This window comes from Coleofasciculus sp. G2-EDA-02 (assembly GCF_040226375.1).
GTDB lineage: Bacteria > Cyanobacteriota > Cyanobacteriia > Cyanobacteriales > Coleofasciculaceae > Coleofasciculus.
This window is the reverse complement of sequence record NZ_JAVKEW010000242.1, coordinates 1-12,154: the sequence shown is the minus strand read 5'-3', so window position 1 is coordinate 12,154 and position 12,154 is coordinate 1. Positions and strand designations below refer to the sequence as shown.

Genomic DNA, 12,154 nt, shown 5'->3' with positions numbered 1-12,154 from the left:
CTCAATAAAAAATAAATGCAAAAAATGTCATCCAGCAGTCCCCTTTTAAAACAACTATCCCAATCACAAGCTATTGATCGCAATCCCCTGATAGTTACTCCCCAGACGCGGGTAACGGACGTTATTAATTCGCTCAATGAACTTCAGAGGAGTTATGCCTTAGTCGTCAAAAGAAAACGGTTAGTGGGTATTTTCACGGAACGGGATTTTGTCCGCATCGCTGCCCAGCAGATACCCCTGGAAAACTTAAGGATTCAAGCCGTGATGACTCCTGATCCGGTTACCGTTTCCGTTGACCAAGATCAAGGCGTTTTTTCGATTATTTCCCTGCTACGCCAGCATCATATTCGTCATTTGCCTGTAATCGATCAACAGAGCAAAATTATTGGAGTAATTACGCCTAAAACCATTCGAGAGGTTGTTCAACCGACTGACTTATTGAAGTTCAAACAAGTGGGGGATGTCATGACTTCTCAGGTGATTCAGAATGAATCCACAGCGTCATTACTCGAAATTACCCAGCAAATGGTTACCCATCATAAAAGCTGCATCGTGATTACTGAAACTCAAAACGAAGCGGATATTGTTCCCGTAGGAATTATTACAGAACGGGATATTATTCAGTTTAATAAAATGGGGATTGATTTCGCTAATACTCCGGCGAAAACAATGATGAGTAATCCCCTAATCCCGATTAAAATTAGTGATTCAATGATGCTGGCGAATGAAATAATGAAATGCCACAAAATTCGCCGTTTAGTGGTTGTAGACGAAGCCGGAATACTAGCAGGAATCATCACCCAAAGTACAATCATAGAAGCGCTAAACCCCCTAGAACTGTATGCTACGATTGAACTTCTGCGTAAACAAGTGGATGAGCGAACCCAGGAGTTAAGTCAACTCAATGAGCAATTGCAGCAAAAACTCTGCCAATATGGCAAGTTAGAAGCACAACTGCAACAAGCCAAAGACGAAGCCACCGCCGCTAACCAAGTTAAACGTGCCTTCTTAGCCAATTTAAACCATGAATTTAGAACACCACTCCACGCGATTCTCGGTTTTTCTCAACTGATGCACCGTTCAAAATCCCTCTCCCCCGAAGATCAGAAAAATTTAGGTATCATCTCTAGTGCTGGTAAGCATTTGCTCGAACTGTTGGAAAACTTGTTGGAATTAACCAAAACTCAGTCCACTCATATTCCGTACAATGAAGTTAATTTTGAGCTGTCTGAGGTGCTACCCAAGGTGCCTGCCTCCCCGGTAACCATTATCTTGACGCCAAAGGATATGGCTGATTTACCCAGGGATTGGCAAACCTCGTTCCATCAAGCCACAATTGAAGGAGATTTTGATGTGATGCTGAGCCTGATCGAGGAAATTCGCGATCGCGATGAGTTCTTAGCCAATTCTCTCTCTACTTTAGCTCATGAATTTCAGTTTGAACGGCTATTAGCTTTGACCAAATCAACTACTGATGAACAAGATGACTCTGGAGTCAATTCCTTTGTACAAAGGGACAATACTAGCGATTGATGATACCCCGGATAATTTGCACCTTTTAACCGAGATGTTAACCAAGCAAGGGTACAAAATCAGGATTATACCCAATGGTAAACTGGCGCTGAGATCTATTGCGAACAGTCCCCCCGATTTAATTTTACTGGATATTGTCATGCCAGACATGGACGGCTATCAAGTTTGTCAACAGTTGAAAGCCTCTGTGATCACCCAAAACATTCCGGTAATTTTTTTAAGTGGTTTGAATGAAACCTTTGATAAGGTGAAAGCCTTTGAAGTCGGTGGCGTCGATTACATTACTAAACCGTTTCAAGTGCAAGAAGTATTAGCCCGGGTTGAGAATCAATTACGCCTACAACGGTTACAACAGCAGCTAGCCCAACAAAATATCCAACTGCAACAAGAAATTCAGGAACGCCACCATGCAGAAATTGCTCTGAGTGAGAGTGAAAAAAAATATCGCCATCTGGTTGAAGCGTCACAAGACTTGATTTGGTCGGTTGATCGGTATGGGTGTTACACCTTTGTTAATCCGATTGTACAACGCCTTTATGGGTATTCTCCAGAGGAAATGCTGGGACGTTCGTTTACCGATTTCTTGTCACCGGAACGCCTGAAACCGGATGTTAATCTTTTTAAGTGTTTACTTCAGGGACAGTCTGTGTTCCAATATGAAACAACCCATCTAACCAAAGCCGGGGAACCCATTCAATTATTGCTCAACGCGATCGCAGTGGTGGATGACCAAGGTCAAGTTGTCGGTGTAACGGGTACAGCCAGTGACATCACAGAACGTCAAAAAGCACAAGAAGCATTACGCTTAAGCGAAATCCGGTATCGAGAACTGGTAGAATTTCAGAAACAAGTCCTCGTCTGTCGCTGGAAACCGGATACCACCCTCACCTTTGTCAACCAGTCTTACTGTCGTTTTTTTGGCAAGTCTTCAGCTCAACTGATTGGCACAAAATATTTAGAATTACTGCCTGATTCTATTCAAGACCAGATCAGAGATTTTGTCAAATCCCTAGTCAACCATGAATGTCCAGAAACCTCCGAACATATCATGATCTCTCATCAGGGTAAACTCCATTGGTTTAAGTGGACTGATCAACCGATTCTGGATGAACAAGGACATATTTTAGAAATTCAATCCTTTGGCATTGATATTACCACGCGCAAACAGGCGGAAGAAAAACTGCGCCTCTCGGAAGAAAATCTAGCTCAAGCTCAACGAATTGCCCACATTGGTAATTGGGAATTTGATGTTCTCACCAGTCAAATTATCTGGTCAGCCGAACTGTTTCGCATTTTTGGTCTGGAACCAAATCAAACAGAACCAACCTATCAACAACTCCTTGACTTTATTCATCCCGATGATCGTTCCCAATTTGAAGAAACCATCAAGCAAGCCATTGAGCAAGGACTCTGCTACGAATTAGAGTTTCAGATTTTACCGAGAAATCGGACGACAGTTCGGCATCTTGAGGTGAGAATTGAACCCATTTTTGATCAGCAGTATCGGATAATTAAACTCTTCGGAACTGCTTTAGATATCACCCAGCGCCAAAAAGCTGAAACCGCTTTGCGACAATCTGAAGCACGAGAACGAGAAAGAGCGCATCAACTCCAACGCACTCTCGAAGAATTAAAACGCACCCAATCCCAGCTTGTGCAAACGGCAAAAATGTCGAGTCTGGGGCAAATGATCGCGGGAATTGCTCATGAAATTAATAATCCAGTTTCTTTTATTTTTGGCAATATTACTATTGGTCGTCAATACTTTAACGATTTGATTCAGCTAATTAATCGCTATCAAGAAACTTATCCCAATCCCCCGGAAACCCTTGAAGAGATAGCCGAAGCCATTGACTTACAGTTTGTCAGAGAAGATTGGCATAAACTGCTCAATTCTATCCAAGAGGGGGCGGAACGGATTCATCAGATTATTCTTTCCCTGAGAAACTTTTCTCGACTCGATGAAGCTGAACTGAAGTCGGTGGATATTCATCAAGGGATAGAAAGCACGCTGTTCATTTTACAGCATCGACTCAAAAAGCCCGGAAATCGACAGGAAATTCAGGTGATTAAAGAGTATGGTCAACTGCCCCAAGTAACCTGTTATGCGAATCAATTGAATCAGGTGTTTATGAATATACTAGCTAATGCTATCGACGCCATAGACAGTCACTCGTCACCGGGGGTGATTAGGATCAGCACCGAAGTAGCTGGTGCTAACCGAAAACGACCCCCGAAAAATGGAAGCCAGCAGACCGATATTGTGAAGATCTGCATTACTGACAACGGAATTGGCATCTCTGAGGAGGTGCAACCGCAAATTTTTGATCCGTTTTTTACGACAAAACCTGTAGGCAGTGGTACGGGTTTGGGCTTATCCATTAGCTACCAAATTATCGTTGAGAAACACCAGGGGCAACTCTGTTGTTTGTCTACTCCAGGGAAAGGAACAACATTCATGATCGAGATTCCGCTTAAACCGCGATCGCAACAGCCAAGAGAAATCTGCTTAAATGAAATGGATCTTGCGAAGTAAATTAGCTAGGGTTTGGGGTGTTCAGGTATCTATCTGTAGGTTGAAGAATTTATTGCATCTAACGAGCTAAGCTAATAGAAGCTTAAACCAATAATTAAGCCGTCTATTCAGGATTCAACCCCCTTTTAATTAAGAATCAGGCAGGATGAGGGAGTTCAGAGAAAACTTTATCGCTGATTGAATTAGTGGTCTAGAAATTGTTGACAATTTGGGATAATTATGCGTTTCAAAAATAGAAAAGAAGCAGGTCAAAGACTTGCCAGCGACCTCAAAGAGTATGCCAACCGCCCCGATGTGATTGTCCTAGCATTACCCCGTGGTGGTGTACCTGTGGCTTATGAAGTGGCGAGAGGACTTGATGCCCCTTTGGATGTTTGGCTGGTTCGCAAACTGGGTGTACCAGGTCAAGAAGAACTGGCAATGGGCGCGATCGCGAGTGGTGGAACCCGTATTTTAAACCAGGACGTCGTGCGATCGCTGCGGGTATCGGAGCAAGTGATTGACCAAGTGGCGGCGAAAGAGCAAAAAGAATTAGAACGGCGGGAAAAGGCTTACCGAGGTAATCTTCCTCCCCTAGAATTGCGCGATCGCACTGTACTTTTAGTGGATGACGGTTTAGCCACAGGGGCATCGATGCACGCCGCTGCCGTTGCCTTGCGACAGCATGACCCGAAAAAAATCATTGCGGCTGTCCCCGTTGCTGCGCCAGAAACCTGCCAGGATGTTCAAGTCGAGGTAGACGAAATTATCTGCAGTGAAACACCCCAACCGTTCCACGCGGTAGGTTTGTGGTACGACAACTTTGACCAAACCACTGACCAAGAAGTGCGTGACTTAATGGAGCGCTCAGCCAGTCAACAAATAGCTGGTTCAACTCGATGATTAGGAGGACTTAGATTATGCCGAACAAAATGCCCGGTTGATTAAGAACGCCGAACAATACTATCGTTCCATGCCCTATTAATATCGTGCGCCCACGGAATAACGTGTCTGGCAAATAGAAACGGATATGATGACCCTACCTAATCAATTATCCCTGGATTATCGTAGGGGCTCTTTCATTGGTCACCAAACAAATTAATCTCCTCTGCAATACAACACATACATCCTTAATCTGGCAACGTAATTTTTACGAACACATCAACCGAGATGAAAAATCGTTAGAGACTATCCGACGCTATATTAAAGAAAATCCTGGGCGTTGGGCAGAAGATCCAGAAAACCCCCAGCATTATCCCAAAAATCAGAATATTCTAATTGATCTTCCCTTTTAAGGGACACGGCAATTTTAACAGGCACGGCATTGTCGTACCCCTACATTTAACCGCCTAATTTCTTGATATGATAAAAGTTTAATGGCACTGAAACTTTGCGATTTTAGATCGCCGAAACCCTTGATATACCGTAGGGTGGACAATGCCCACCACCATGCCAGTCAGTACCATTCGTGCAGTCGGCGCTAAAGCGCAACGACAAACCTGATTTTGAGGTAAGGTTAGAAATCAGATGGCAATGGGAGAGCAATAGGCAAAGGACGTTCTGATGAAGCTCATAAACTCGGTGACTTTGACATTCCTATCGTTAAGCGCAGTTGTCTTTTCGACAATCCTATTGTCTGTTAGCGTTATCCAGCCTCAAGCCATCGCCCAAGATGCGTTACTATCTCAAGCGCTTTCTGATACCGAGGAACAAGAGTTGGAACGGTTGCGACAGCAGCGGCGTATCCAAGAACAAGTACAGGCGGAGGCAAATCGCGCCTTTAGTCGCACCACCACCCTGTTTAATGTCCTCCTAGCTGTCTTAGCGCTGCTGTTAATTGCGGCGATTGTTGGCTTATTCCTGTTGCGACGGGCGGTAATTCGCGAGGTGGCGGATTTGGTGAGAGCGCATCTGAATGAATTAACCGACTTGGAAGGGAAAATTAACCAGGCGAATCAACAGGTACAAGCGATTCTGGAACGTACCGCAGATTTAGCTAATGATTTAAATAGAGAAGCCGATGACTTCTACGAAGATATTAGCATGAAGCAAAAAGAGTCATCCCAGCTTCTGAGTGAACTATCGGAATCTCAACAACAAGCACTGCGGGATTTAAATACCCATATTAAAGACGCCCAAAAAGCTCTGGCTCAAACCGATAACGAGTTTTCTCACCATTTATCCCAACTGCGTTCTCATGTTGAATCGGAACAAACGAATACACTGGAGAACCTGAAACAATTAACCGCCCAGTTTACGCCGGAACTGGCGAAATTACAACAGGATACTCACGCCGAAAAAGATCGGGTTGTGGAAAACCTGAAAAACTCAGAAACGGCGTTTAGCAATCAACTGGCGGAACTCTTTAACCACGCCCAAAGCCAACGGGATAGAATTATCCAGAGTTTAGAAGAACTCAGTGCCGAATTTGCCCCGGAACTCTCCAAACTGCAACAGGCGGCTCAAGGGGAAAAAGCGGCAATTATCCAGCGCTTACAAAAAACAGAGACGGAGTTTGGTAAGCAATTAACTCAACTGCAAAACGATGCACAAAAACAACGGGATAGGATTCTCCAGAACTTAGAAAAACTCCAGAAGGAGTTTACACCCCAGCTTAACCAAGTGAAAGGGTCACTAAACGAACAAAAAGCGACAATTTTACAGAACTTGCAACAGGCGGAAACGGAGTTTAAACAGCAATTAACCCAACTGCAAACTACCACGAAACAAGAACGGGAGAGTATTCTAGAGAATTTGCAACGCCTCGCCTCAGAGTTCTCACCCCAATTGACAGAGATTAAAACGGAAGCGGAACAAAAGGCTCAACAGCAGCAAGGGACAGCCTTTGCCGATGTGGAACGCTTACGCCAAGAGATTACGCGCCACCTGGAACAATCCCAATCGCAAATTCAAGGAGAGATTGATCAAACCTTGGGGAATTTGAAAAAATTGGAGCAGGAGGTAACCCGTCAGCTTTCAACCACTCAATCGGGAGTACAAGAAAACCGGGATCAAACTCTGCAAAGTTTGAGTCAAATCCAAAGCGAGTTTACTAATCAATTTTCTCAATTCCAGTCGGCGATTCAAGAGCGAAAAGATCAAGCATTCCAAAGCCTGGAAAAATTGGAGTCTATGTTAGGCGATGAGTTAACCGATATTCAAAGCGATGCTCAACGGCAAAAACAGGAAATCCTGCAAAAATTAGCAGAGATTACGCCCACGGAAATTGCCGAATCTGCCTTATCTGATGTACTGCAACAAATCCAACCCCTGACGGAACAACTGGAACGATTGAATGAGAATCATCCTGAGTTTTTCTTGAATGTAAAGGACTATATTAATCAAGGGAATAATTTATTCGCTCAAGGTGACTATGAAGAGGCGATCGCACGGTATGATCAAGCCCTAGAACTACAACCCGATAACGCGAATCTATGGCATCAGCGTGGTGTCGCCTTATGGGAATTAAAACGCTACCAAGACGCGATCGCATCCTTGGATCGGGGATTGGAACTCGCCCCAGAAGCCACCGATACCTTGTATTATAGAGGGTTGGCTTTACGGGAATTACAGCGCTTTGAAGGGGCGTTAGTGGCGTTCAATAAGGTGATTCAAATCCAGCCTGATGATTACAAAGCATGGCTAAATCGGGGAATGATGCTAGGGAGATTGAAACGCCGGGAGGATGCGATCGCATCCTTTGAGCAGGCGTTGGAAATCAAACCCGATTACCATGAAGCTTGGGTAAATCGCGGTGTGGTACTCGGCGCACTGCAACAACACCAAGAGGCGTTTAATTCCTTTGATCAAGCGGTACAAGTGCAACCGGATGATGGCGTGGCTTGGTTTAATCGCGGCTTGGCTTTGGCGGTATTGGAACGGTATGAGGAGGCGGTAACGTCTTTTGAAAAGGCGATTGAACTCAAACCAGATTCCCATAAAGCTTGGACATACAAAGGGAATATGTTACTCAAGTTAAAACGCAATCAAGAAGCGTTAGAAAGTTATGATCAGGCATTAGCCATTCAACCCGATTATGCCCCAGCTTTTTATCAGAAAGCTATCGGCTATGCTCAACAACGTCAGGTTCACTTCAGTATCGATAACCTAGAAAAAGCCATCGCCCTCAATCCCGCGTATCGTGAGGAAGCCAGAACAGATTTAGACTTGGACGCGATCGCCCAAGATGATCGCTTCTGGAGGTTGATTGAACAATGAAACGTATAACTGTAGGAGCGGGTTTAACCACAATTGTAGGGGCGGGTTTAGGAACTAGCGGTAGCTTCTTACCAATCACTGCTCAACAAAACCCGCCCTGATTTATCAATCTAACAAATGACCAATGACGAATGACTAATGACAAAACTATGACACCCGAACAACAACAAGAAATCACCGAATTACGCGATCGCAACTTAACCCCGAAACAAATTGCTCGCAAATTAGGATTACGGGCGGCTGAAGTCACCGCCTATATCAAAGAACAGGCGGAAGAAACCAAACTTGCCCGTGTTGCATCAGGAGAATTAGATCCAGTTTTTGAATGCTTCGTCAACGCCAGTTGTGCTGAGTATTATCTTCATGAAAATACTGAACCCGTTCAAGAAACCGAGGAGAATATCGACCGAGGTTTAGCCTTAGTCTGTATTACCCGCAAACCCAAATATGACCGATTCACCGTTTGTACTTACCTGTTAGATGTATGGTGTCTCGGTGTCAAAGATACCATGGGGCCGAGGCAACTGAATTCAGTTGAATATAAACAGATGTTAGACTATGCCTATCGCGGCTTTCCCGAAGGACATCAAAAAATCACCCTAGAACAAGCCCAATCCCTAGTTTATAGTGCAGTAGACTATGCCGAACAATTAGGATTTCAACCCCATCGAGATTTTAAGCGATCGCGACAGCATTTAGGTAAGTGGAGTGGTCAACCCAAAATTCAATTGGGTCGCAATGGCAAACCCTTTTATATTAGCGGTCCCTACGATAATTCAGAAATGATTATCAACATCTTGAACAAAAATGTCGGTGAGGGTAACTATGATTACATGACCAAGTTATTTGATGATTCTGATAACTCTGAGTCATTGACTGAATCCTTGTTACCTAAATCTTTGTTAAAGGAGCTTTTATAAAATACAGAATCGGTAGACGTTGTATTAAACCATAAAACGTGAACCATTACTTTGCCACAGTAGCCCGTGGATTAGAACCCATTGCGGCGCAAGAACTTGAACGCTTGGGGGCGCAGGAGGTGCGTACAGATTTTGCGGGGGTGCATTTTCAGGGCGATACATCATTAATGTATCAGGTAAATCTCTGGGCGAGAACGATTTTTCGCGTACTCGTCGTTATCGCCGAATTTCCTTGTGCAAATGCTAAACAACTTTACCAGGGGGTACAAAGCATTCCTTGGGCGCAATACCTGAAACCGCAGCAAACCTTAGCCGTGAATGCGACAGGAAAGAATAACCAGCTTAACCATAGCCACTTTACCGCCCTGCAGGTGAAAAACGCAATCGTCGATCAACAACGTAGCCAGTTTAGTCAAAGGTCTAGTATAAATATAGAAAAGCCTGACCTTTTCGTCAATGTTCACATTCATCAAACCCGTTGTATTCTCAGTTTAGATAGTTCAGGAACTAGTCTACATCGACGCGGATATCGACCCGCCATGGGACTTGCTCCCCTCAAAGAAACCTTAGCCGCCGCACTGTTAGAATTAGCAGAATGGCATCCGAATTTGCCTTTATTAGACCCAATGTGTGGTTCCGGAACGCTACCCCTAGAAGCCAGCTTAATCAGCTTAAATATTGCCCCTGGCTTGTTTCGAGAACAGTTTGGATTTGAGCGTTGGTTAGATTTTAATCCCACCCTTTGGCAACACCTGCTCAAAGAAGCAAAAGCCTGTCAGCACCAGGAATTAGCAGCACCGATTACGGGATGCGATCGCGACGCGGATATCCTTAACCAAGCCCGGAGTAATGCCCAACACTGTGGCATTCTAAAGCAGATCACCTTTATCCAACAAGACCTTTCCCAGGTAGAACCCCCAGCCGATAGCGGGATAATTATCTGCAATCCTCCCTATGGAGAACGTTTGGGGAATCCTCAAGAACTGGGAGATTTATATAAATTACTAGGGGATATCTTTAAACAACGCTTTAAAGGATGGACAGCATTTATTTTAACAGGAAATAAGCAGTTGGCAAAGCGCGTAGGACTAAAACCATCCCGTAGAATTCCCGTATATAACGGTTCTATTCCTTGCACCTTTTTAAAATATGAACTGTATTAATAATCACTTTTTTACCACTCGCATTAAACCGCCTTGGGTTAAAACCCAAGGCTAAAAGCTAAAGTCGTCTAAAGACGACTAACCTAGTATTTCCAACAATTTCAAAACACTTACAACCCCTCTCTTGACCTCTGCGCGAACCTCTGCGTCTCTCTGCGTTAAAAAAATATCATTCCGATGCTGAAATTTAACCCAAACCATTCAACTCTAAACCCTGCGCCAATTGCTGCACAATAAACAACCCCGCTTTAGAATTCCCCGTCTCATCTAACGCCGGAGAATAACAAGCGATCGCACCCTGAGAGGGTACGACGGAAACCATCGCCCCACTCACCCCTGACTTGGTTGGCAATCCTACCTCTACCGCAAAGCGACTGGAGGCTTGATACAATCCACAGGTGATCAGAATGTCGTTGACGATATGGCGGTGTTGAGGTGATATTAGGCTCGTATCCTGCGCCAGCAGCATCCCCAGTTGAGCTAAATTCCTCACGGTTCCCGATAGACAACAGACGTGATTGTAGGTATCCAGGGCGATTTCTGGGTGATCCAGATAACCAGAGGCGGCTAATAAATTCGCGATCGCGCGGTTCCGTTCATTGGGGAGAGAACGCACCGATTGTAACATAGCCTCATCTAAAAATAACCCAGACTGCGATCGCTGATTCAGCCACTGGCGCAGGGTTTCACAACGAGACGCTGCATCCTTACCCGGTAAACGCCCAGCGAGTGCGATCGCACCACTATTAATCATTGGGTTGCGTGGCTTTCCCCCATCAGCTTGCAGTTGGGCTAAGGAATTGAATGGCTGATCAGACGATTCCATCCCCACCTGAGAAAATACCGCCTCTATCCCCAATTGTTCCAGCAAAAATAGCAGTACAAACGGCTTAATCACACTCATCAAGGGAAATGAATGATAAATATCACCCGCCGCCACCCCCTCACCCTGAATCCTCTGTACCTGCACCGCCACCCAGGTTGGATTTGCCTGTGCCAAATATGGGATATAGGTGGGTAGTTGTCCCCCTTGACATTGTACTTTTGCCTGAACGATTAAGGGATTGAGTTGATCCTGAGTCAGTGCGGATAGTCTCAGTAAAGATTGATGACGATGCGGATTATTCCAGTCACTGATAGAGTGAGACATCTTATTTTTTTCAGTCATGCTATCCCCAATTCAACTTAGATTGATCAAGATTTTTCCTTTTTTCCAGGTGAGTGACTCATATAGCAAAAGGCACAAGGCAGATGACAGAAGAGTTCTTGCTGATACCTAGTGTTGTCGGCTCTCAATCTGTACCTTTATGGCGATAGTTATAATACCAAAATATCCTTATTGATAGATGTTCTAACTCCTAGGTTTGACCGATAATGATTAACTCAATAGGCAAATATAATAGGAGTTCAAAAGAATATGGGTTGGTTAAAACGACTATTTGGCATGGATAAGCCAAAAGAAGCAAAGGTAAATCCTCCAACACAACAGCAGCCTACATCTGTAGCCAGTCGCCCCAAAACCGCTCAAGCTCCAGCAACGACTAAACTTTCCACCACTCCTCCAGAACGTCTTGGTTTAAATGGAGAATATGACCAAAGTGGTTTAGCGAAGCGGGTAGCTTTAGCCTTTGATGAAGACCCTGATCTAGATGACATCAATACTCTTTATCTTAGCGTCCGGAGAAGACCCTCGCTTTTAGCGATGGGATGAATCCGGACAATCTTGGCTTTGAACGTAGACTTTTAGCTGTTCAATGGTAACACCGCCACAACTAGCGACAAAATAAGCGCCTGTCCATAAAACA

General features: G+C 44.5%; 8 protein-coding genes and 2 pseudogenes. 8 read left to right on the top strand and 2 right to left on the bottom strand.

Translation table 11 applies throughout. The features are described from left to right. The first annotated feature begins 24 nt into the window (after window positions 1-24). The 7 genes from RLO19_RS27680 to RLO19_RS27650 all read left to right on the top strand — a co-directional run bounded on the left by RLO19_RS27680 (window position 25) and on the right by RLO19_RS27650 (window position 10,349). Entirely contained in the window at window positions 25-1,533 is a 1,509-nt protein-coding gene (locus RLO19_RS27680; RefSeq protein WP_446360579.1) for a CBS domain-containing protein, read from the top strand. Next, window positions 1,475-4,069: a PAS domain S-box protein gene (locus RLO19_RS27675; protein WP_446360578.1), complete on the top strand. Its 2,595-nt coding sequence runs from the start codon at window positions 1,475-1,477 to the stop codon at window positions 4,067-4,069. The genes RLO19_RS27680 and RLO19_RS27675 overlap by 59 nt, the downstream gene beginning before the upstream one ends. A gap of 219 nt (window positions 4,070-4,288) precedes the next feature. Beyond that, window positions 4,289-4,951 (top strand): phosphoribosyltransferase, encoded by a 663-nt coding sequence (locus tag RLO19_RS27670; protein ID WP_446360577.1) that lies wholly within the window; start codon window positions 4,289-4,291, stop codon window positions 4,949-4,951. Between the two features lie 179 nt (window positions 4,952-5,130). Next, a complete protein-coding gene (locus RLO19_RS27665; protein WP_446360576.1) occupies window positions 5,131-5,343 on the top strand; it encodes a hypothetical protein in 213 nt (70 codons plus the stop codon). Between the two features lie 337 nt (window positions 5,344-5,680). Beyond that, window positions 5,681-8,266, top strand: a complete 2,586-nt coding sequence (locus tag RLO19_RS27660) for a tetratricopeptide repeat protein (RefSeq protein WP_446360575.1) — start codon at window positions 5,681-5,683, stop codon at window positions 8,264-8,266. Window positions 8,267-8,397: 131 nt separating this feature from the next. Further along, entirely contained in the window at window positions 8,398-9,186 is a 789-nt protein-coding gene (locus RLO19_RS27655; RefSeq protein WP_446360574.1) for a DNA-binding response regulator, read from the top strand. A 38-nt stretch (window positions 9,187-9,224) separates the two neighbouring features. Then, window positions 9,225-10,349 carry a THUMP domain-containing class I SAM-dependent RNA methyltransferase gene (locus RLO19_RS27650; RefSeq protein WP_446360573.1) on the top strand — a complete coding sequence of 375 codons (1,125 nt, stop codon included), beginning with the start codon at window positions 9,225-9,227 and terminating at the stop codon, window positions 10,347-10,349. 187 nt (window positions 10,350-10,536) lie between these two features. Here the strand turns inward: RLO19_RS27650 and RLO19_RS27645 are convergent, their stop codons facing one another. Continuing rightward, window positions 10,537-11,499, bottom strand: coding sequence for a glutaminase (locus tag RLO19_RS27645; protein ID WP_446360572.1), 963 nt, complete (start codon window positions 11,497-11,499; stop codon window positions 10,537-10,539). Window positions 11,500-11,766: 267 nt separating this feature from the next. Here RLO19_RS27645 and RLO19_RS27640 point away from each other — a divergent pair. Further along, window positions 11,767-12,024: pseudogene (locus RLO19_RS27640) on the top strand (phospholipid-binding protein); the annotation flags it as partial. A gap of 21 nt (window positions 12,025-12,045) precedes the next feature. Here RLO19_RS27640 and RLO19_RS27635 read toward each other — a convergent pair. Then, window positions 12,046-12,154: pseudogene (locus RLO19_RS27635) on the bottom strand (IS200/IS605 family transposase); the annotation flags it as partial.

Excerpts from the sequence above, each read along its gene's own strand:
- RLO19_RS27655 (WP_446360574.1), top strand. The coding sequence starts at position 8,398 with ATGACTAATGACAAAACTATGACACCCGAACAACAACAAGAAATCACC.
- RLO19_RS27675 (WP_446360578.1), top strand. The coding sequence starts at position 1,475 with ATGAACAAGATGACTCTGGAGTCAATTCCTTTGTACAAAGGGACAATA.
- RLO19_RS27645 (WP_446360572.1), bottom strand. The coding sequence starts at position 11,499 with ATGTCTCACTCTATCAGTGACTGGAATAATCCGCATCGTCATCAATCT.
- RLO19_RS27670 (WP_446360577.1), top strand. The coding sequence starts at position 4,289 with ATGCGTTTCAAAAATAGAAAAGAAGCAGGTCAAAGACTTGCCAGCGAC.
- RLO19_RS27680 (WP_446360579.1), top strand. The coding sequence starts at position 25 with ATGTCATCCAGCAGTCCCCTTTTAAAACAACTATCCCAATCACAAGCT.